We start from the raw sequence: 21885 nt of genomic DNA, 5'->3' as shown, positions 1-21885 counted from the left end.
CTTATTTCACGGCCTGCTGCTCGGCCTCGATCGGTCCCGTCAGGCGCCTTGCGCGGTGTCCGGAAACCAGCGCGCCGGCGTTGCGGTCCATCCTGATGAAGGGGATGGTCGCAATCACCGTCAGTCCGGCGATGATGTAGAAGGCAAGGTGGAAATCGGCCACATCAAGCGCCTCGCCCCGGATATAGATCGAGCTTTCCAGGATCGCGGCCGCGACCGCGACGCCGAGCGCCAGGCTGATCTGCTGCATCACCGAGCTCATCGAGGTCGCTTGGCTCGCTTGCGCATCGTCGATATCGGCAAAGGCCAGCGCATTGACGCCGGTGAACATGAAGGAGCGCGAGAAGCCGCCGATGAGCAGCACGCCGATGATGACGAGATGCGGCGTTGCTGGTGTGAACAGGCCGGTAATGACGGTGACGACAGTCGTCACCATGGCGGCGCCGATCAGCGTCGTGCGGAAGCCTATGGCTGCGAAGACGCGCTTTGCCATGAATTTGGTGGTGATCGCACCGATCGCGCCGGCAAAGGTGATGAGGCCGGATTGGAACGGCGTCAGACCGAAACCGAGCTGCAGCATCAGCGGCGTCAGGAACGGCATGGCGCCGACGCAGATGCGAAAGAGGTTGCCCCCCGTGGTCGAAACCCGGAATGTCGGGTTCTTGAACAGGCCGAGGTTAAGGATCGGCGCCGGGTGGCGCTTCGCATGGCTGACATAGAGGAAGCCGCAGAGGAGACCGATACCGGTGGCGGCAACGCCGATGATCGGCGGCAGGGCCGGCAGGCTGACCACCGACAGGCCGAAGACGACGCCCGCGGCCGAAAGCGAGGTCAGCACGAAACCGGTGAAATCGAGCTTCGGCGGCGCTGTCGCCTCCACCTCCGGCAGGAAGATCGTCGCCAGCCAGATGCCGACGATGCCGACCGGCACGTTGATCAGGAAGATCCAGTGCCAGCTGAAATAGGTGGTGATGAAGCCGCCGAGCGGCGGGCCGGTGAGCGGGCCGACAAGGGCCGGGATGGTGAGCAGCGCCATGGCCGAGACCAGATCGCTTCGCTGTGTCGTGCGCACCAGCACGAGACGGCCGACCGGCGTCATCATCGCGCCGCCCATGCCCTGCAGGAAGCGGGCAAAGACGAATTCGACGAGGTTGGAGGAGATGGCGCAGAAGATCGAGCCGATGACGAAGACGGAGATGGCGAGGCGAAAGATTTTCTTGGCGCCGAACCTGTCGGCCATCCAGCCGCTGACCGGAATGAACACCGCAAGCGCCACCATGTAGGAGGTCAGCGCCAGCTTCAGCGTGATCGGCCCGACATGGAGGTCTGCGGCGATCGCCGGCAGCGCCGTCGAGATCACGGTGGAGTCCATCTGTTCCATGAAGAGAGCGACGGCGAGGATCAGCGGGACGATGCGGTTCATAGGCGGGAGCCTTGATGGGCGCGGATGGAAGCTGGAAGGCCCGTGCTGTTTAGTCCGAGTTCCGGGAGCTGCCAATGCTCAAATCCGGTTCGATGCGATGTTTGCTTCACGTCTGCGTGAGACGGCTTGTCCGTCACGGTCCGCTACCAAGATTGACATATGTTTTACTGCGCCGGGGCAAGAAATCCGGCGGGTATCATCGGCCGCGCAGCGACAAAGCACGCGTCATGGGGGATGGATATATGGCAATTTCAACGCGAATGACACGGCGCACGCTTTTTGCCGCAAGCCTCGGCCTGCTGGCGGCGCCGGCAATTTTGAGAGAGAAGGCCGAAGCGGCCGCCACTGGAGCAAACAGACGTATGGATATAGCGCCTTTACCCGAAATCAATCAGTTCAAGCTCGGTTCCTATAAGTTCACCGTCGTCAGGGACGGTATCAATATTTCCGAAAAACCTTATGAGACCTACGGCACCAATCAGGATCCCGAAACCGTCCAGGCGTTGCTGACCGCCAACTTCCTGCCGGCCGACAAGCTCCTGAACGGCTATGCGCCTGTACTCATCGACACCGGTTCCGATCTCATTCTCGTCGACACCGGCTTTGGCGCGGGCGGCCGCGCCCGCGGGCTCGGAAAGCTTGCCGAAGGCCTGAAGGTGGCGGGATATTCACCCGAGGACGTGACCCTGGTGGCTCTGACCCATCTGCATGGCGATCACATCGGCGGGCTGATGGAAGACGGCGCGCCGGCCTTCAAGAATGCGCGTTATGTCATCGGTGAGGCCGAATATGATTTCTGGTCGAACACCGCGCGCGAGGGCACACCGGCCGAGGGCGGCCACAAGGCAGTGCTCGCCAATGTGAAGCCGCTCGTCGAAAAAGCCACCTTCATCAAGGACGGCGCCAGCGTCGCGACGGGCATGACCGCGATGCTGGCAGCCGGCCACTCGCCGGGGCACATGGTGTTCCATGTCGAATCCGAGGGCAAACGCCTGGTACTGACCGGCGATACGGCCAACCACTATATCCTGTCGCTGCTGCGGCCGGATTGGGAGGTGCGCTTCGATATGGACAAGGCGCAGGCGGCCGCCGCCCGCCGCAAGGTTTTCGACATGATCGCGGCCGACAAGATCGCCTTCCTCGGCTATCACATGCCGTTCCCGGCGGTCGGTTTTGCCGAGAGGCAGGACGGCGGCTATCGCTTCGTGCCGAAGACCTATCAGTTCGATATCTGATCGCAAGCGGTTCCGCTTTTCCCGGAATTGCTCTTCGTGCATGGCACCCATGACGAGCCCGGCGGGCACGCCGGGCTTTTTGCTATTTCCTTCCTGTCATAGACGTGTTACCAGCCCTCGCCAACTTCCAAGCAACTCATGCACACCGCCGGGGCGGACGATTCGTTTCCGGGACGGGTTGCATTTTTCTTAACTGAAGGAATTTGGCCATGGCCCGCATCATAGAAACGGCAACCGGCGCGGACGCGCTCACCTTCGACGACGTGCTGCTGCAGCCCGGCCACTCCGAAGTCATGCCGGGGCAGACGAACATCGCGACCCGCATCGCCCGCGACTTCGACCTCAACATCCCGATCCTCTCTTCGGCCATGGACACGGTCACCGAGAGCCGGTTGGCGATCGCCATGGCCCAGGCCGGCGGCCTCGGCGTCATCCACCGCAACCTGACGCCGGTCGAGCAGGCCGAAGAAGTCCGCCAGGTGAAGAAGTTCGAAAGCGGCATGGTCGTCAATCCCGTCACCATCGGGCCGGAGGCAAAGCTTGCCGAGGCGCTCGGCCTGATGAAGTCGCACGGCATTTCCGGCATCCCGGTCGTCGAGAAGTCCGGCCGCCTCGTCGGCATCCTGACCAATCGCGACGTCCGCTTTGCCTCCGATCCGGAGCAGAAGATCCACGAGCTGATGACCAAGGACAATCTGGTCACCGTCAAGGAGAACGTCGATCAGCAGGAAGCCAAGCGCCTCCTGCATTCGCATCGCATCGAAAAGCTGCTGGTCGTCGATACCGAAGGCCGCTGCGTCGGCCTCATCACCGTCAAGGATATCGAGAAGTCGCAGCTGAACCCGAATGCCTCCAAGGATGCCCAGGGCAGGCTTCGCGCCGCCGCCGCCATCAGCGTCGGCGATGACGGCTTCGAACGCGCCGAACGGCTGATCGAGGCTGGCGTCGACCTCTTGGTCGTCGATACCGCCCATGGCCACTCGCAGCGCGTGCTGGATGCCGTCACCCGGGTCAAGAAGCTCTCCAACTCGATACGCATCATGGCCGGCAACGTCGCCACCTATGACGGCACGAGAGCACTGATCGATGCGGGCGCGGATGCCGTCAAGGTCGGTATCGGCCCGGGCTCGATCTGCACGACCCGCATCGTCGCCGGCGTCGGCGTTCCGCAGCTCGCCGCCATCATGTCGGCCGTTCAGGCCGCCCAGGATCAGGATGTGCCCGTCATCGCCGATGGCGGCATCAAATTTTCGGGCGACCTTGCCAAGGCGATCGCCGCCGGCGCTTCCGCCGTCATGATCGGCTCGCTGCTGGCCGGCACCGATGAGAGCCCGGGCGAGGTCTATCTCTACCAGGGCCGTTCCTTCAAGGCCTATCGCGGCATGGGCTCCGTCGGCGCCATGGCCCGCGGCTCCGCCGACCGTTATTTCCAGGCGGAGGTGCGCGACACGCTGAAGCTCGTGCCCGAAGGCATCGAGGGCCAGGTTCCCTACAAGGGACCGGTCTCGGCCGTCGTCCACCAGCTCGCCGGCGGCCTCAAGGCGGCCATGGGTTATGTCGGCGGCAAGGATCTGAAGGACTTCCAGGAACGAGCCACCTTCGTGCGCATCTCCGGCGCCGGTCTTCGCGAAAGCCATGCCCATGACGTGACGATCACCCGGGAAAGCCCGAACTATCCGGGCGCCGGTCTCTGACCATGAAGGCGGGCAGCGGGATTCCGCTCTGGATCATCGCGCTGCTCGCCGCTCTTTGCCTTGCCGTGCTCGCCTGGACGACCTTCGGCTTCGTCGTTCCCTTCAAGCACGAAACCGGCCAGGCGGTGCTCGACACCTATTTCGCCGGTTACGACGAGTCCGCCGTCTTTCATATGCAGACGCTGCTCGATGACAACGAGACGGCGGCAAGGCTGCTCAGCGCCATGTATTTCGGGCCGGAACTGATCTTTCCGGCATTGCTGACGGCGCTCTTGTTTCTATCCTTCCTCAGGCTTGAGCCTGTCGGCGCGTGGTTCGGCCGATCGCCACACCCGCTCATCGCCAAGGCGGTCTACCTGCTGCCGTTCCTTTATGGCATCGCCGACTACGGCGAGAATATCTCAAGTCTGATCGCCTTCGGCGATGGCGGATCCGCAGGTCCTGCCGCGCATCTGCTGCCGTGGATGACGCGGCTGAAATTCGCAAGCCTCGCCATCTGCTTCATCCTCCTCGCCCGGCTTGCCATCGTCCGCTGGCTGTCGCCGCGCCAGGACTGAGACGCGGCCTCAGCCGCTGGCATCCTGCTCCCCTTTCGGCTACTCCTCGCAACGAATGCGGAAACGGAAAGGACTTGAGGGAGCATATGACCGGCTATCAAATCTTTTGGCCACTGCTTGCCCATGTGGCCCTGGTCTATGGTCTTTATGCGCTTCTTGGGCAGCGACGCGCAAAAATGGTCCGCGCCGGCAAGATCGCGAAATCGGATTATCGCGAAAATCGTGACGAGCCGGCCGAAAGCCTCGCCGTCAAGAACTGTCTCGCCAACCAGTTCGAACTGCCTGTGCTCTTCTATGCCTGCTGCATTCTTCTCTATGTCACCGAGGCCGATAATCTTGTCGCCGTTGCGCTCGCCTGGGTCTTCGTCGCCCTGCGTTACGCCCATGCCGCCATCCACGTCACGAGCAATGATCTGCGCTACCGCAGCCCGATCTTCGCCGCCGGTTACCTCGTGCTCGCCGCCATGTGGGTCTGGCTGGCCGGGTGGATGGCAATCGGATAACGCGCCGCGACCAACGGCATAACTTCCTGAATCGGAATCGATTCAAGAGCAAAATTATGCATAAATTCAAAATGTTGCAGCATCCCTCGCGCGTCTGGAAAGACACGGGCGCTGTCGTCGAAGAATAATCTCAGGAACATGGTTACTAATATTTAAATTGATTCGTCTATTTCTGCGCGAGCGAATGATGGCGGGGACGATTTGCGAGCGAAGATGGACGAGAAGACAGGCGGGGCGGCGATCCATCGCATGGCCATGCTGCGGCTTGCGGGCTCGGCGAGCACTGCGGCGCTGGCGCTGATGCTGGCAGCAGAGCCGGGATGGGCGCAGCAGGTCATTGCCGGCAACGACACGGAGATCGTCGACGGCAACGATCCGGGCGGCACCGGCCCGGGCACGCAGCCGAGTCCCTGGACCATCAATACCGATCTCGTCATCGGCGATCAGAATGGCGACGATGCGACCCTCATCATCCGCAACGGCGGCGCAGTCAGCAATGATACCGGCGTGCTGGGCGTCGATCCCGGCGCCGGCGGTACGGTGACGGTCACCGGCTCAGGCTCGAGCTGGAGCAATTCCGACGACCTTTATGTCGGCCATCAGGGCACCGGCGCGCTGACCATCGAAGACGGCGCTGTGGTCGACAACCAGTTCGGCTATATCGGTTATTTCTCCGGCGCCAGCGGCACGGTAACGGTCACCGGCACAGGTTCGGCCTGGACGAACTTCCAGGATCTCACCATCGGCGACAGCGGCACCGGCACTTTGATCATTTCGAATGGCGGAACGGTCAACAGTGCATCCGGCTATATCAGCAATGATTCCAGCGCCATTGGCGAGGTCATCGTTACAGGCGCAAACTCGCTGTGGAGCAATTCCATCGAGGTCTCGGTCGGCGCGGCCGGCGCGGGAACGCTGACCATTTCGAACGGTGGCTCTGTCACCGGCAGCTTCGGTTATGTCGGCTTCAGTTCGAACGGCAGCGGTGTGGTCAGCGTGACCGGCGCAGGCTCGAGCTGGATCAGTTCCGGCGCGCTCTTCGTCGGCGAATTCGGTTCAGGCAGCCTGACCATCGACGATGCCGGCCTGGTATCGGCGTCCGAGGTCGTTATCGCCGATGATTCAGGTGCGACGGGTACCGTCGAACTTGCCGGAAGCGCCGGGAACGGGCGCGGCGTGCTGGAGACCGGCTATGTCGAGAGAGGCGGCGGCAGTGCGAGCCTCGTTTTCGACGGCGGCATTCTGCGGGCAACGGGCAACGAGGCGAATTTCCTGCGCGGCTTCAGCGGCGGCGAAGTGACGATCAATTCGGGCGGCGCCTTTATCGACACCAACGGCTTTGCTGTCGGCATAACCACGGATCTGCAAGGCGTCGGCGGCCTGACCAAGCAGGGTACGGGCACGCTGACGCTGTCCGGCACCAACATCTATACCGGGGTGACGACGGTCGAGGCCGGCACCTTGCTGGCGGGCAGCGCCGGCGCCTTCGTGCAGTACGGCGCCTATGCGGTCAATGGCGGTATACTCGATCTCGGCGGTTTCGACCTGACCATGGGTGAGCTTTCGGGAAGCGGCGGCGAGATCGCGCTCGGCAGCGCCGATCTCACGCTCGATCAGGCGATTGAGAGCACCTATGGCGGCGTACTCTCCGGCAGCGGCGACTTCACGATGGCCGGCAGCGGCACCCTGCGCCTAACCGGCGACAGTTCGGCCTTTACCGGGACGACCACGGTTTCGGACGGCCGCCTGATCGTTAATGGCAGCCTTGGCGGCATCCTGACGATGACGGGCGGCAGACTGGGCGGCTCGGGTGATATCGGCGCGCTGACCGCCGGGGCAGGCGTCACCATCGCGCCGGGCAATTCGATCGGAACCTTGACCGTCGGCGGCGATCTGACGTTCGATCCGGGCGCTACCTATGAGGTCGAGGTCGATCCGGGCGGCACCGCCAGCGACTTGATCTCGGTCGGCGGGATCGCGTTCCTCAATGGCGCCAGCGTTACCCATGTCGGGATGAATGGCCACTATAAGCCTTTCGCCACCTATACGATCCTCACTGCTGCCGGCGGCATCAACGGAACATTCGGCGCCGTCACCTCCAACTACGCCTTCCTGGCCGCCGACCTCTCCTATGATCTGAACAATGTCTATCTGGCGATCGAGCGGAATGACGTAAGTTTCAGCGATATGGCTCGGACGCGCAACCAGATTGCCGCGGCCGACGCAGCCGAGACTCTCGGTGTCGGCAACGACATCTACGATGCCATCGTCACCTTGCCCGACGACGAGTCCGAGGTCCAAGCGAGCTTCGATGCGCTTTCCGGCGAAATCCATGCGTCGATCAAGACGGCGCTGATCACCCAGAGCCTGTTTGTTCGCGAGGCCGCCAACGAACGTCTGCGCTCCGCTTTCGGCGATCCCGTCGCGAGCGCGGTTCCGATACAAGCCTTCTGGCCCGGCGCTCCGGAAGTGACCGCCGCCGAGACTGCGGACGGGCCGGTTTTCTGGAGCACGGCCTTTGGCGGTCTGAGCGAGGCATTCACGGATGGCAATGCCGCCACGTTCCGCCATCAGACGGGTGGGTTTCTCGCCGGTGTCGACAGCAATTTCGACGAAGTCCGGTTCGGCCTGATGGCCGGCTACGGCAATTCCCGGTTCGATCCCCGTCACCGTGCTTCGTCAGGCTCGAGCGACGATTATCATCTCGGCCTCTATGCCGGCACGCACTGGGGCGGTCTCGCCTTCCGCTCCGGCCTCGCCTATACGTGGCATGACATCGAAACCAGCCGCCGCGTCGCGATCGGCAGCTTCGAGGACAGGCTGGACGCGAACTATGGGGGCGGCACGCTGCAGGGCTTTGCGGAGCTCGGCTACCGGTTCGAGAGGGCGGCGGCCTCTTTCGAGTCCTTCGTCAATCTCGCCCATGTGGGCATTCGAACGGCGGGCTTTTCCGAAGAGGGCGGAGCGGCCGCACTCGACGTCTCCGGCCGCACGACCAACACCACCATCACCACGCTCGGCCTGCGTGCCGAAATGGAGGTTCGCCTCGGCGGGACGAGTGCCGTCCTGCACGGCATGTCCGGTTGGCGGCATGCCGCCGGCGACATCGCCCCCTTGTCGACGCAGGCTTTTGCAGCAGGCGATTCCTTCACCATCGCCGGCGTGCCGCTGGCGCAGAACGCCTTCGTTCTCGACGCCGGCCTTGACGTCGCCCTGAACGAAGGTGCTGCGCTCGGGATCGTCTATTCCGGCCAGATCGCGAAAGACGCACAGCAGCATGGGGTTAAGGCGACGCTGTCTGTGAAGTTCTAAAACTTCTGGACGGCCATTCCCCGCAACGAAGAGTGGCGACATCAGCCTTTTCCCGTTGAAGAGAATTTCGCAACTATTTCAAGGATTCTCTAGCCTGGCGCAACCGGCGGGAACAGCTGAACTCCCGATTTTCATACGCGTTTGCCGGTCGTTAAAATGCGAGCTTTTCCGTTTACGCCTGATGAAGACCTGCATGTCATATCCGCTCGACGCGCTGGTGGCAGAAGCCTCTGCGCGCAACAATAAGAATGGGAACGACATGGGCGCGGAAAGCATGGATCGCATCGGCTTGCGAAGGAAGCCGAAGCAGGAGCGCAGCATTCAGAGGCTGGATCTTATTCTTGCCGCCGCTGCCAGGATCATCGCCGAGAAGGGCGTCAGCGCCATGCGGATGACCGAGCTCGCGATCGCGGCCAAAGTGCCGATCGGCTCGGTTTACCAGTATTTCCCGGAGAAAGCGGCGATCGTCAAAGCCCTGTTCGATCAGCACGCTTCGGCGATCCAGACGAAGACGGCGGCGATGTTCTCCGACGTGCAGTCGCTCGACCAGGCGCTCGATCTCGTCTGCGATATCATCGATTGGTACTATGATTCCTACCATGACGATCCCGTCTATCTCGGCGTCTGGATGGGGACGGAGACCGATCAGGATCTGCTGCAGCTGAATATAGAGCATAGCGGCCGTGTCGCCGGTATCTTTCATGACGCCGTGCGCAGGCTGGCTCCGGATCTTTGCGACGAAGAAATGTTCGCCCGCACTTACCTTTTCAGCCATCTGATCGGCGCCGTCATCCGGCTTGCCGCCATCAGCGAGGAGACCATAGCGCGGCGCATGCTCGGCGAGTGGAAACGCGTCATCCGCGCCTCCCTTTTCACCGAGGCCGCGCCGCGCGCGGCCTGAGAGCCTCTACCAGCTCGGCACCATATTGGCGGCCTTCAGCCGCGGATAAAGGCGCGCCTGCGCGGATTTGACGTCCGCATCCAGACCGTCGTCGATGACAGCAGGCGTGATGTTGTCGAGGCAGGCCGTGATATGCGCGGTGATCGCGTTCATCAGCGAGATCGAAACGCCCGGCCGTTTCATGATGCCGATCTGCACCGGCGGCAGCGCCGGAAAGCCGTCCGCCTGGCTCAGCACTTTCATGCCGGTCCGCAGCGCCGATTCCGGCATCACCGAGACAGCCATGCCGGCAAGCACGGCCGCGGCGACGACGGTGCAGGACCAGCTGGTGAACAGGATCTGGTGTTCGCGGCCCACGGCATCGAGCGCCGAGCAGGCGAGCTGGCGCCACTGGCAGTCGCGGCGGCCGACGGCAAGCGGCACCGGCGCGTCGTCGCGGATCGGATGGTTGGCCGAGCCGACCCAGCAGAGCGGTTCGGTTCGCACCACGTCGGACATGCGCTCGCGCGGATTGTGGGTGACAAGCGCGATATCGAGCTCGCCCTTGTGCATGCGCTCGGCAAGGTCCATCGACGGCTCGCAGACGATGTAGAGCTCGACGTTCGGATGCGTCTTGGCAAAGCGGCCGATGATCTCGGGCATGTAGCGGTCGGCATAGTCGTCGGGCGTGCCGATGCGCAGCATACCCTCCAGCCTGTTGTCGTCAAAAGCGGCGATCGCTTCATTGTTGAGGCGGATGATGCGCCGGGCGTAATTGAGCAGCTTCTCGCCCTCGACCGTCAGCCGGTTGCCGCGGCCATCCTTGATGAAGAGCTGCTTGCCGATGCGCTCTTCGAGGCGGCGCATCTGCATGGAGACGGCCGATTGAGTCTTGTAGACCTTGTCGGCCGCCTTGGTGAAGCTGCCGGAATCGACGATGGCGATGAAAGTCTGCAACTGGTCGAGATCAAGAGGTGCGGACATGGTGTCACCCATAAAGATAGCTGATGATAATCATTAGAAACATTCGTTGGACTGATCAATAGGTCTTTGGCATCTTCGGGACGCAAATCAAGCAAAGTGAAGGACAGACACCCTGCCTGTCCAAGCAGAATTCAGCCTTATCCCCTCTCGCACGACCTCGCGGGAGGGGTGGGTTGTTGCGTGCCCGAGAAAGGAGAGTTCGATGCACACGACAGACCGAACACTAGAACTCGACTGCAGCAAGCTGACCCCGACGCTTTTCCAGCGTCTGGTGGCAGGCCTCGCTCCGCTGGTCTCCCTCTTTCGCGGGTTTCGCAATCGAATGGAGGTCAACGGGCTGCATGATCTGAATGACAGTCAGCTGAGGGATATCGGCCTCACAAGGGCCGACCTGACCTCCGCCTTCCTGGCCTCGACCTTTTTCGAGGACCCGTCGGAACATCTGACGCGCTCGGCGCGCAATCGCTGGCGCCTGCAGCTCTTCCGCTCCCACGAGGAGTAGGAGTTTCGAGTTTTCCCCGCAGGGTGATAGCCAATAGCCCTGCCGCTTGACCCGGCGATCGGCTTTTCCCAAGCCATCGCCGGGTTTTTTTATGCCTTGGTTTCGGGGGGCTTCGGCCGGTAGGTTTCGAAAATCGCTTCCAGGTTCCTCTGGTAGCTCTTCTGCACCTCAAGCCCGCTGTCGAACATGGCGTTCAGCATGTCGGTATAGCTCTCGGCAGCGGCCTTCGCCTCTTCCTTCGGCGCCTCCGGCGTCTTGGCCGCCGGTTGTTTGGCTGGCGGCTGCTTGGCCGGCGGCTGCTGGCCGAGCCCGGTCATCATTTCCTGAAAGGCCTTGGCGAAGGGATTGTCGAGGAAAGGGTTCGGCTGAGGCGCCGGTTCCTGTTTCGGCATCGAGAACATCAGCTGCATCGCTTGCGTGAAGGGATTGTCGAAGATGTTGGGTTCCGGGGCCTTCGGTTTCGGCGCAAAGCCGGTGCTCTCGAGCCATTTCTGAATGGTCTCGCCCATTGCGGTGTTGACGAAGGGGTTGACCGGCGAGGCCATCTGGCCGGTCGTCTGCTTGAAGAGCCCGCCCATCAGCGTATCGGCCAAAACGGGCAGCATCTGCTTGTAGATATCCTGGCCGATCCCGGTCATCTGCGCCGCCTGGGCGGCGACCGCCCGCGAAACCTCTTTCGAGCCGAAGAGCTGGGCAAGGATGTTGTTGCCGTCGGAAATGCCCTCCGGCGTGAAGGCCCGGTTCATATCCTCGAAATAGCGCGCGTAATTGCCGGAGGCGACGGCCTGCATCAGCCCGACGAAATCGTAAGGATTGCTGGTGCTGCGCTTCAGGCCGGCGGAAAAGGCCGGCATCAGCGCCGCCATCGCCTTGGTCGCCTGTTCCTGCGCCAGGTTGAACTGCCGCGCGACCGCTTCCATCGCCGCACCGTTCTGTGCCTGCATCATCATGTCGAAGAGTGGCAGCATGGAGGTCCCTTTCCCCGAGTCGTGACGCGTGTAACGCCAATATATCCGGAAAAGGTAATGTGCAAACGGCTTTTTGCTATAAGAACTTAGGGAGGAATTTCGCGAGAGCATGCGGCCGAGGCCTCAGCGGCAGGTCGTGGAGGGACATGGAGCAAGACATGAGCGGCAAGACCTTACGGCTGCACTTTCCCCAATGGCAGGGTGGAAATATCGAAGCCTATCACTTCGGCTCGCAATTGCTGGCCATGCTGGCACCTTCCGCCAGCGGCCCGATTGCCACGGTCGAGGTTGCCGAACCCGATGGCGGCGCGCTTCCTCTGGAGAACGGCATCGTTGCGCGCAGCACGCTGTTGCGGCAGATCGATTCTGCCGAGCAAATCCTGAAGAGGCACGCGCCTGATAAGGTCGTGGTGCTCGGCGGCGATTGCCTGGTCGATCTCGCCCCGTTTGCCTATCTCAACCAACGCTATGGGGGCGATCTGGCCGTTCTCTGGGTGGACGCCCATCCCGACGTTGTCACGCCCGAGCACGCCGCGCATGCCCATGCGATGGTGCTTGGAAATCTCATGGGCGAGGGTGATCCCGATTTTGCCGACAGGGTGGGCCGGCCGATCAAGCCTCAAAATGTCATGTATGCCGGCCTCTACGACATGTCGCCGGTGGAATGGCAGATCGTCCAGAGGCTCGGGCTTCGCATGGCAACGCCGTCTCAACTGGCCGAAGACAGCGAACCCGTGCTCGATTGGCTGCGATCAACTGGCGCCAGGCACGTCGCAATCCATTTCGACCTTGATGTCATAGACCCGTCGCAGTTTCGCTCGCTCAACTTCACCATGCCCAATATCGCTCCGGACGCTTTTTCAGGGGTGGCGCGCGGACGAATGACGATCCCGCACGTCATCCGCCTGCTGAACGATGTCGCCGCTCAGGTCGAGGTCGTGGGGCTGGGGATCACCGAACATCTGCCCTGGGACGCGCTGATCATCAGGGATATGCTGCGACAGCTTCCGCTGCTCGGAGACGGTCGAAAATAGCGACTCAGTACTGATAGTCCTCGAAGACCGGTTCGACGGAGCCGTTCCAGCGGCCGTGATAGAGCGACAGCAGATCCTCGGCGAGCGTCGCCTTCTTGGCGAGCACCTCGTCGAGCGGCGCCAGGAAGATGCTTTCGTCCTGGCCTTCGCGGTTAAGCTTGCCGCGCGTCTTGAGGCCGGTTCTCGATATGCCGACCACCTCGCGCGCCACGTCGAGCAGCGCATGCCCGCGAAACTGAGCCTTCAGCCCTTCGGCGGGGACGGCGTCGCGCAGGGCAGCGATCTCGGCAAAGCTCCAATCCTTGGTCAGTTCGTCGGCAGCCTGAAGGGCCGCATCATCGTAGAGCAGGCCGACCCAGAAGGCCGGCAAGGCACAGATGCGCCGCCACGGGCCGCCGTCGGCGCCGCGCATTTCGAGGAAACGCTTCAGCCTGACGTCGGGAAAGAGCGTCGAAAGATGGTTCGTCCAGTCGCCCATCGTCGGCGCCGGGTCGGCGACCTCGCCCTTCAGCGCGCCGTTCATGAACTGGCGGAAGGTGACATGGGTGCAATCGTGATAGCGGCCGTCGCGGACGATGAAATACATCGGCACGTCGAGCGCCCACTCGGCATAGTCGCGGAAGCCGAAATCGTCGCGGAAGGTGAAATCGAGCAGGCCCGAGCGCCGGTTGTCGGTATCGCGCCAGATATCGCCGCGCCAGGAGAGCAGCCCGTTCGGCTTGCCCTCGGTGAAGGGCGAGGATGCAAAGAGCGCGGTCGCCAAGGATTGCAGCTTCATCGAGACGCGCATCTTCTGGCGCATATCGGCTTCCGAGGAGAAATCGAGGTTCACCTGGATCGTGCAGGTGCGGTACATCATGTCGAGACCCTTGCTGCCGACTTTCGGCATGTAGCGGGTCATGATCTCGTAGCGCGATTTCGGCATTTGCGGCGTTTGCGCATAGGTCCATTTCGGGCTGCCGCCGATGCCGAGGAAGCGGATGCCCATCGGTTCGGCGATTTCGCGCAGCGTCGCCAGGTGCTGGTTCGATTCCCTGCAGGTTTCGTGGAGCGTCTCCAGCGGCGCGCCGGAGAGTTCGAACTGGCCGCCGGGCTCGATCGAGATGGCGCCCATGCCGCTCTGTTCGGCCAGGCCAATGATGTTGCCGCCGTCCATGATCGGCTCCCAGCCGCTCTTTTCCTGCAGGCCGGTGAGCAGGGCCGAAATGCTGGCATCGCCGAAATAGGGAACCGGGCTGTTGTCGGCGCGGAAGAAGGCGAATTTCTCGTGTTCGGTGCCGATCCGGAAGCGCTCCCGCGGCTTGTTGCCCGCGGCGATGTAATCGGTCAGATCCTGGACCGAAGAGAGCGGCGTCTGGTCGGTAGTGTCGCGGGCCATGCGGGGTACCTGTATTGAAAAAGGCGCCCAGGGGGCCGGGCAGCTGGAAGGGTGATTAGGACCCAAGCCACGTATGTTGCAAGTGAAATTCTTTCAACGGTGCATCAAAAAAATAGCAGCAATTTCCATGTCCACCCGTTTTCGCCGTCAGGCCCAGTCGCCGATCGCCGCCTGCACCACGGCGAGCGCCGCAACCGCTGCCGTATCGGCCCGCAGGATGCGTGGTCCGAGCGGAATGGCGGTGACGAAATCGAGGCTTCGAAGCCGGCCCCGTTCCTCTTCCGAAAAGCCGCCTTCCGGCCCGACGAGCAGCGCGAGATGCTTTTCCCGGATCGCCGACAGCACCGGCAGCGGGTTCTGCCCGGCCTCGCCCTCGTCGCAATAGATGATGCGGCGCTCCTTCGGCCAACGGTCGAGCAGGTCGGAGAGCTTCACTGGTTCGGCCACCTCGGGAATGCCGAGAACGCCGCATTGCTCGGCCGCCTCGACGACATTGGCGCGCAGCTTGTCGAGATTGGTGATCTTGCCCTGCACGTGCTGGGTCATAACAGGCTGCAGCAGGCCGGCGCCCATTTCGACCGCCTTCTGCACCAGATAATCCATGCGACCGACCTTGAGCGGCGCAAAGAGATAATGCAGGTCGCAAGGTGCCGGCTGCGGCCGCGTCTCTTCGATTGCCATCAGTTGAATGCGTTTGCGCGTGGGGAAGGAGAGGCTCGCCTTCCATTCGCCGTCGCGGCCGTTGAAGAGCAGGATTTCCGCCCCGTCCTCCATCCTCAGCACATTGGCGAGATAGTTGAACTGATCGGCATTCGCCTCGAGGGCGGCGCCGGCAGAAAGCGGCGCGTCGACGAAAAGCCGTTGCATGCGAAAATTGGCGCGCATTCGAAAAACTCAGGGTCTCGAAGCATGTCTCGCAAAAGTGTGCAGCGATTTTGCGTTAAAGACATGCGGAAAACAAAGACCTAAAGCGCGGCACGCGAATCTGAAAGATCGCGACGCGCTTTAGACGAAGAGCGCGAACATAGCCCAATAAATCACGGCGGCAAGCGCTGCCGAGACCGGCACGGTGACGATCCAGGCGGCGACGATCGTCATGAAATGCGAGCGGCGCACGAGATAGCGCCGGCGTTGCTCATGGATGTTCGGCTCCTCCGGCTCGTCGATATCGAAGCTCTCGGCCTTGCGCCGGATATAAGCGATGCGGCGCTTCGAATGGCGCGTATACCATTCGCGGAAGAAGCCGACGCCGAAGACGGCGCCGACGGCGATATGCGTGGTGCTGACCGGCAGGCCGAGCCAGGAGGCGACGATGACGGTGAACGCGGTCGACAGCGCGACGCAATAGGCCCGCATTGGATTGAGCTTGGTGATCTCCTCGCCGACCAGCCGGATCAGCCGCGGCCCGAACAGCAGCAGGCCGACGGAGATGCCGAAGGCGCCGATCAGCATCACCCAGAGCGGCGGATGCCCGACGCCGTCGACGCCGCCGATGCCGACCGAATGGACGATCGCCGAAAGCGGCCCGATAGCGTTCGAAACGTCGTTTGCGCCATGCGCGAAGGAAAGCAGCGCCGCCGAGCCGATCAGCGGCAGCCGGAACAGCACCCGCAGCGAGCTGTTGCGATTTTCGAGATCCCGCGCCTGGGCGAGGACGAGCGGCCGGGCGGCAAGCCAGCTGACCAGCCCGATGCCGATGCCGATCAGGATGACGGTGAAGGACGGAAACCGGCCGGGCGGCGACAGCTGCAGCACCATATAGGCCATGAAGCCGCCGGCCATCACCGCGACCAGCACCGGCACCCAGCGCTGAGCCGCCGCGATCTTGTCGTCGCGATAGATGATGAGGGTCTTGACGAGGTAGAGCAGGCCGGCCGCGATCAGCCCGCCGATCAGCGGCGAGGTGATCCAGCTCGAGGTGATCTCCAGCATGACCCGCCAGTTCACCGGCTCCGTCCCGACGGCCGAGATGCCGGCGCCGATCACGGCGCCGACGATCGCATGGGTGGTGGAAACCGGCGCGTTCATCCAGGTGGCGAGGTTGATCCAGAGGGCCGCCGCCATCAGCGCCGCCATCATGATCCAGCCAAGTATCGCCTGCGGCACCTGCACGGCGTCGACGATGTTGGAGGAAATCGTCTTGACGACCTCGCCGCCGGCGATCGTGGCGCCGAGGACCTCGAAAATCGCGGCGATGATGAGTGCCTGGCCCATCGTCATGGCGCGCGCACCGACGGCGGCACCGACATTGTTGGTCACGTCGTTGGCGCCGATATTCATCGCCATGTAGCCGGCAAGGGCCGCCGCCGCCACGACGAGCATCGCTCCCGGGCGGTCGAACACATAGACACCGGCAAAGATCATCGTCAGGCCGACGAAGATCAGTCCGAGGCCAGGCGCCACCAGCCGCCGCAAGACGTGCTTTGCCGCATCCTCGGCATGGGTGATCTTGTCGAGGTCCTTGTCGAGCGTGCGTTTGGTGAGGACGGCGGGGCGTGGCGGCATGCGTGTTTCCAGGGACAAAGCTGCGTCTGGGCTGCTTTCCTAGAGCATGATGCCGAAAAGTGTGAGCGATTTTCGGACGACATCATGCTCTAACTCTTTAATGTAGAACAGGATTCATATTTTAGGCCGACCGGCCTAAATTCATCCTGTTCTAGCAGCGCAAGATGGCAGGATTCATTCCGCCGGAATTTGTTTCGCCGCTGGAGCCTGCTTTGCCGCTTTGGGCGAGAGCCTGTCGGTCATCTTCCGCTTGAAGGCGAGGAAAAGGCCGCGCAGCTCCGGCTCGCGCACGCGCGCGGCCGCTTCGTCGAGCGAGACCCATTCGATGCGGCGCTCGCCTTTTTCCTTGAAGTTCTTCGCCATGTTGGCGGCTTCGAGCGCATAGACCTGCACCTTGCAGACCACTTGCACCCCGTCGCGCAGCACCTTCGAATAGGTGTAGGCGCCGAGCGTCTCCGTTTCGGCGACGCCGCGGACACCGGCTTCCTCGAAGGCTTCTTGCGCGGCGACCTCATGAGCGCTTTTTCCGCTCATCGGCCAGCCCTTGGGGATGACCCAGCGGCCGGTGTCGCGGCTCGTCATCAAGAGCACCTCGACCTCACCGCTCTTCTTTTTCACCCGGTAACAGATCGCACCATATTGCTGTCGCGGCGGCCGCCGAAACATCAGTTGCACATCGGATGCCAATCGGGCGAGTAGAGTCAATTGTCGGGTCACCTTTGCAGTGGTTGTTAGGAATCACTCATATACATGTATCACGGAAAGCTTACGCAATCCAAAAGCTGCAGGACGATCCGAAACGCGATTCGATCGCTGTTCATAGGGGAAATCGAGCTGGGGCAGGCTCAGAAATCCGTCACGTCCTGTCTCGAATGCGTCACGTTGCACAGGTGTACAATATGGCTTCGTCCCGACTCCTAATCAATGGCGGGATCAATTGTTCCACTAGGATTTTTGCAAATGTGGTAACTATGCCTCTCAATGCCGTCCGTGCCTTTCAGGCCGTCATCGCAGCAAAGCCGCCGAAGAGCTGAACGTGGTCTCGTGCGTGGGCATGGTGGCGATTGCCGTGCTGAAGTGTCAGCGCTCCCAATAGGGAACCGGCCCGTAAAGTTCGGTGAGATAGTCGATGAACAGCCGCACTTTGGCCGGCAGGAACTGCCGGCTGGGATAGACGGCCGACAGCGTGACATTGTGCGAGCCCTCATAGGCCGGCAGCACCTGCACCAGACGGCCGGCTTTGAGTTCTTCGCCGATATCCCAGGTGGAGCGCAGCGCGATCCCGAGGCCTGATATGACGGCCTCGCGGATCACTTCGCTGGAATTGGTGACCAGCATGCCTTCCGGCCGCAGGCTGAGCGCCCCATTCGGCCCGTTCAGCCGCCAGCTGTCGCCATTGTGTGCCGGCAGGCAGCGATGGTGTTTCAAATCGTCGATGTCACGCGGCGCGCCATGTGCCGAGAGATAATCCGGCGAGGCGCAGAGCAGCCGGCGCACCGGCGCCAGCCGCCGGGCGACGAGGCTGGAATCGGTGAGTTCCGCGATACGGATCGCCAGATCGAAGCCGTCGCCGACAATGTCGCTGAATTCGTCGGTCAGCACCAGGTTGATCGCCAGCTCCGGATGCGCCTGCATGAAGGCTTTCAGGTGCGGCGCGATATGCATGCGGCCGAAGGAGGTCGGCGCCGAGATCTTCAGCGTCCCGTGCATCTGCGCCGCGCGGCCGGAAATATAAAATTCCGCCTCTTCCAGCCCGGCAAGGATGCCGAGAACGCGGTCGTAGAAACCCTGGCCGGCTTCCGTCAGCGAGATCTGCCGCGTCGTGCGCTGTAAAAGCCGGGTGCCGAGCCGGTCCTCCAGCCGCTTGATCCGCTTGGAAACGACGGCGGGGGAAAAGCCGAGCATGCGCCCGGCAAGCGACATGCTTCCCGTCGAAACGACCTTGGCAAAGATTTCGAGATCGCCCAGATTGGTCATAAGCTTTTTTTGACTTTTTCCCCTTTTGGCATAAGTGCTTAGCATTTGCGCGCCTATTGGGAAAGTGCTAAGCCGATCTCACGGCGGCAGGCAAGATCCGACACCCGTTCCCGCCGTCGTCCTCCCGTCGTCATCTTTCCGGGAGGCCAGGGAGAAGGCCATGTCCGACGCCATTCCGTTTCTTGCGCCCCGCGCCGATGTCCTGGCCCGGCGCTCTCAGATCGTCGCCGATCTCACCGATCTGTTGGCCCCGGAATGCCTGGTTCATGAGGCGCGCGAACTGGTTCCCTTCGAGACCGATGCCTTCGTATCCTATCGCCGCCTGCCGCTCGCCGTCGCCCTGCCGCGCACCACCGCCGAGGTTGCGGCCGTCATGCGTTATTGCCACCGCTATGGCGTCCCCGTCGTGCCGCGCGGCGCCGGCACCTCGCTTTCCGGCGGCGCCATTCCGCAGGAGGATGCCGTCGTGCTCGGCCTGTCGAAGATGAACCGCATCCTCGAGATCGATCTGCCGAACCGCGTCGCCGTGGTGCAGGCGGGCGTGACCAATCTTAATATTTCCGACGCTGTCGCAGCCGACGGGTTTTTCTATGCGCCCGATCCGAGTTCGCAGCTTGCTTGCACCATCGGCGGCAATATCGGCATGAATTCCGGCGGCGCCCACTGTCTGAAATACGGGGTCACCACCAACAATCTGCTCGGCGTCAGGATGGTGCTGGTCGACGGCACGGTGATCGAGCTCGGCGGCAAGGCGCTGGATGCGCCCGGTTATGATCTGCTCGGTCTCGTCTGCGGCCATGAAGGCCAGCTCGGCATCGTCACCGAGGCGACCGTGCGGCTGATCGCCAAGCCCGAAGGCGCGCGCCCGGTGCTCTTCGGCTTCGAGAGTTCGGAAGAGGCCGGCGCCTGTGTCGCTGATGTCATTGCCGCCGGCATCATCCCCGTTGCGATCGAATTCATGGACAAGCCGGCGATCGAGATCTGCGAGGCCTTCGCCCATGCCGGCTATCCCCTCGATGTCGGCGCGCTGCTGATCGTCGAGGTCGAGGGATCGGAGGCGGAGATGGACGCCATGCTGAAGGACGTGGTCGACATCGCCCGCAGGCACGGCGTCAAGACCGTGCGCGAATGCCAGTCGGCCACCGAAGCGGCGTTGATCTGGAAAGGCCGCAAATCCGCCTTCGGCGCCACCGGCCGCATCGCCGATTATATCTGCATGGACGGCACCGTGCCGCTCAGCCAGCTGTCGCACGTCTTGAAGAAGACCGCCGAGATCGTCGATCATTACGGCCTGCGTGTCGCCAATGTCTTCCATGCCGGTGATGGCAACATGCATCCGCTGATCCTCTTCAACGCCAACGATCCGCAGGATGCCGCCCGTGCCGAAGCCGCCGGCAACGATATCCTCAGGCTCTGCGTCGATGCCGGCGGCTGCCTGACCGGCGAGCATGGTGTCGGCATCGAAAAGCGTGACCTGATGCGGCACCAGTATTCGGAGGCCGATCTCGCCCAGCAGATGGCGGTGCGCGCTGCCTTCGATCCGGGCTGGCTGCTCAACCCGTCGAAGGTCTTTCCGCTGGAAGGACGCCCCGCCGCATGATCGATCTGATGCCGACGAGCGAGGAACAGGCGGCGGCGATCGTCCGCGCACATCGGGAGATGAACCGGCCACTCGCGATCTGCGGCGGCGATACGCGCTCGGGTTTCGGCAATGCCGTTGCAGCCGAAGACCGGCTGCGATCGACCAGGCTTTCCGGCATCATCGCCTACAATCCCGGCGAGATGGTCATGACAGCCCGTTCGGGTACGCCGCTTGCCGAGGTCGAGGCGGCGCTGTCCGAAAATAGCCAGATGCTTGCCTTCGAGCCGATGGATCATCGCCCCGTTATGGTCAGGTCTGGCGAGCCGACCATCGGCGGCGTCTTTGCCGCCAATGTCTCTGGCCCGCGCCGCCTCATTGCGGGCGCTGCCCGCGACAGTTTGCTCGGCGTGCGCTTCGTCAACGGCAGCGGCGAGATCATCAAGGCCGGCGGTCGGGTGATGAAGAATGTCACCGGCCTCGATCTCGTCAAGCTGATCGCCGGTTCGCACGGCACGCTGGGTTTTCTGACCGAAGTCACCTTCCGCGTGCCGCCGCGCCCGAAGACGGAACGCACGGTGGTTCTCTCGGGCCTCAACGATGCCGAAGCGGCCAGCGCCATGGCGACGGCGATGGCGCTGCCGGTCGAAGTCTCGGGTGCGGCCCATCTGCCTTTGACGGTGACGTGGAAATTCCTCGCCGGCAAACTGCCCGAGGGCGAGGCCACAGTTCTGCGCATCGAGGGCTTGGCTGGCTCTGTCGACGTGCGCGTCGAAAAACTTGCGGCGGCAATGTCCGCCTTCGCCACGGTCACGCAGCTGGATGGGAGGGAAAGCCAGAGGCTTTGGCGGGAAATCCGCGATGTGCTGCCTTATGCCGACGGCACGGCGCGGCCGGTCTGGCGCGTCTCGGTCGCCCCCGGCACCGGCCATCAGCTCGTCGCAGCGCTCCGTCTCGAAGCCGGCGTCGATGCCTTTTATGATTGGCAAGGCGGCCTCGTCTGGATGCGCATGGAGGCGGAGCCGGAGGCTGAGATGGTCCGCCGCTTCATCAAGGTGCTGGGCGGCGGCCATGCTACACTGATCCGCGCCTCCGCTGCGGCAAGGGCGGCGACCGCCGCCTTTCATCCGGAGCCCGAGGCGGTGGCGATGCTGTCGCGGCGGGTGAAGGAGAAGTTCGATCCGGCGGGGATATTGAATCCGGGGAAAATGGGGTGAGCAGATGCTTGTTGCCGACTGTCCACGCTCGATGGATTGCACAAGGGTGCCTCTTGCTCCCCCTTCGCCCCAGCGGGGAGAAGGTGGCCCGAAGGGTCAGATGAGGGGGCCACACGGCATGCAGTCTGTCGTCTTCT

At 62.8% G+C, this 21885-nt stretch carries 18 protein-coding genes; 10 read left to right on the top strand and 8 right to left on the bottom strand.

The genetic code is table 11. The features are described from left to right. Position 1: 1 nt before the first annotated feature. Positions 2-1423: a DHA2 family efflux MFS transporter permease subunit gene (locus tag CO671_RS08470; RefSeq protein ID WP_097605563.1), complete on the bottom strand. Its 1422-nt coding sequence runs from the start codon at positions 1421-1423 to the stop codon at positions 2-4. 242 nt (positions 1424-1665) lie between these two features. Between CO671_RS08470 and CO671_RS08465 the strand changes: the two genes are divergently transcribed. The 6 genes from CO671_RS08465 to CO671_RS08440 all read left to right on the top strand — a co-directional run bounded on the left by CO671_RS08465 (position 1666) and on the right by CO671_RS08440 (position 9625). Continuing rightward, the gene (locus CO671_RS08465) at positions 1666-2658 is read left to right on the top strand and encodes an MBL fold metallo-hydrolase (RefSeq protein WP_097605562.1); all 993 of its coding nucleotides are present in this window, start codon (positions 1666-1668) and stop codon (positions 2656-2658) included. A gap of 209 nt (positions 2659-2867) precedes the next feature. Then, positions 2868-4352 carry an IMP dehydrogenase gene (gene guaB / locus CO671_RS08460; RefSeq protein ID WP_097605561.1) on the top strand — a complete coding sequence of 495 codons (1485 nt, stop codon included), beginning with the start codon at positions 2868-2870 and terminating at the stop codon, positions 4350-4352. Between the two features lie 2 nt (positions 4353-4354). Next, on the top strand, positions 4355-4909 hold the full coding sequence (locus CO671_RS08455; protein WP_097605560.1) for a hypothetical protein: 555 nt from the start codon (positions 4355-4357) through the stop codon (positions 4907-4909). 86 nt (positions 4910-4995) lie between these two features. Further along, positions 4996-5412: an MAPEG family protein gene (locus CO671_RS08450; RefSeq protein ID WP_097605559.1), complete on the top strand. Its 417-nt coding sequence runs from the start codon at positions 4996-4998 to the stop codon at positions 5410-5412. A 213-nt stretch (positions 5413-5625) separates the two neighbouring features. Next, positions 5626-8724, top strand: a complete 3099-nt coding sequence (locus tag CO671_RS08445; RefSeq protein ID WP_097605558.1) for an autotransporter domain-containing protein — start codon at positions 5626-5628, stop codon at positions 8722-8724. A 259-nt stretch (positions 8725-8983) separates the two neighbouring features. Further along, entirely contained in the window at positions 8984-9625 is a 642-nt protein-coding gene (locus CO671_RS08440) for a TetR family transcriptional regulator (RefSeq protein WP_097605734.1), read from the top strand. Between the two features lie 6 nt (positions 9626-9631). Here the strand turns inward: CO671_RS08440 and CO671_RS08435 are convergent, their stop codons facing one another. After that, positions 9632-10588: a LysR substrate-binding domain-containing protein gene (locus tag CO671_RS08435; protein WP_012482798.1), complete on the bottom strand. Its 957-nt coding sequence runs from the start codon at positions 10586-10588 to the stop codon at positions 9632-9634. A gap of 202 nt (positions 10589-10790) precedes the next feature. On the opposite strand from CO671_RS08435, the gene CO671_RS08430 reads away from it, so the two are divergent. Then, positions 10791-11090: a DUF1127 domain-containing protein gene (locus tag CO671_RS08430; RefSeq protein ID WP_010032235.1), complete on the top strand. Its 300-nt coding sequence runs from the start codon at positions 10791-10793 to the stop codon at positions 11088-11090. Between the two features lie 89 nt (positions 11091-11179). On the opposite strand, the gene CO671_RS08425 is transcribed toward CO671_RS08430, so the two are convergent. Continuing rightward, the gene (locus tag CO671_RS08425) at positions 11180-12058 is read right to left on the bottom strand and encodes a DUF937 domain-containing protein (RefSeq protein WP_097605557.1); all 879 of its coding nucleotides are present in this window, start codon (positions 12056-12058) and stop codon (positions 11180-11182) included. A gap of 158 nt (positions 12059-12216) precedes the next feature. On the opposite strand from CO671_RS08425, the gene CO671_RS08420 reads away from it, so the two are divergent. Further along, entirely contained in the window at positions 12217-13092 is an 876-nt protein-coding gene (locus tag CO671_RS08420) for an arginase family protein (protein WP_097605556.1), read from the top strand. A 4-nt stretch (positions 13093-13096) separates the two neighbouring features. Here the strand turns inward: CO671_RS08420 and CO671_RS08415 are convergent, their stop codons facing one another. From CO671_RS08415 to CO671_RS08395, 5 genes are all read right to left on the bottom strand, one after another. Continuing rightward, a complete protein-coding gene (locus CO671_RS08415; protein WP_097605555.1) occupies positions 13097-14470 on the bottom strand; it encodes a glutamate--cysteine ligase in 1374 nt (457 codons plus the stop codon). A gap of 147 nt (positions 14471-14617) precedes the next feature. Beyond that, positions 14618-15355 (bottom strand): 16S rRNA (uracil(1498)-N(3))-methyltransferase, encoded by a 738-nt coding sequence (locus CO671_RS08410; protein ID WP_097605554.1) that lies wholly within the window; start codon positions 15353-15355, stop codon positions 14618-14620. 120 nt (positions 15356-15475) lie between these two features. After that, positions 15476-16975 carry an inorganic phosphate transporter gene (locus CO671_RS08405; protein ID WP_097605553.1) on the bottom strand — a complete coding sequence of 500 codons (1500 nt, stop codon included), beginning with the start codon at positions 16973-16975 and terminating at the stop codon, positions 15476-15478. Positions 16976-17149: 174 nt separating this feature from the next. Further along, positions 17150-17680: an NUDIX hydrolase gene (locus tag CO671_RS08400; protein WP_097605552.1), complete on the bottom strand. Its 531-nt coding sequence runs from the start codon at positions 17678-17680 to the stop codon at positions 17150-17152. A 375-nt stretch (positions 17681-18055) separates the two neighbouring features. After that, entirely contained in the window at positions 18056-18952 is an 897-nt protein-coding gene (locus CO671_RS08395) for a LysR family transcriptional regulator (RefSeq protein ID WP_097605551.1), read from the bottom strand. Between the two features lie 160 nt (positions 18953-19112). On the opposite strand from CO671_RS08395, the gene CO671_RS08390 reads away from it, so the two are divergent. Then, positions 19113-20552, top strand: coding sequence for an FAD-linked oxidase C-terminal domain-containing protein (locus CO671_RS08390; RefSeq protein ID WP_097605550.1), 1440 nt, complete (start codon positions 19113-19115; stop codon positions 20550-20552). Beyond that, entirely contained in the window at positions 20549-21748 is a 1200-nt protein-coding gene (locus tag CO671_RS08385) for an FAD-binding protein (RefSeq protein ID WP_097605549.1), read from the top strand. Before CO671_RS08390 ends, CO671_RS08385 begins: the two co-directional genes overlap by 4 nt. Positions 21749-21885 lie beyond the last annotated feature (137 nt).

Origin of the sequence: Rhizobium sp. M10 (assembly GCF_002531955.1) — a bacterium.
Classification (GTDB): Bacteria; Pseudomonadota; Alphaproteobacteria; order Rhizobiales; family Rhizobiaceae; genus Rhizobium; species Rhizobium etli_C.
The sequence above is the reverse complement of the archived record's forward strand: the minus strand, read 5'-3'. Positions and strand labels throughout refer to the sequence as shown.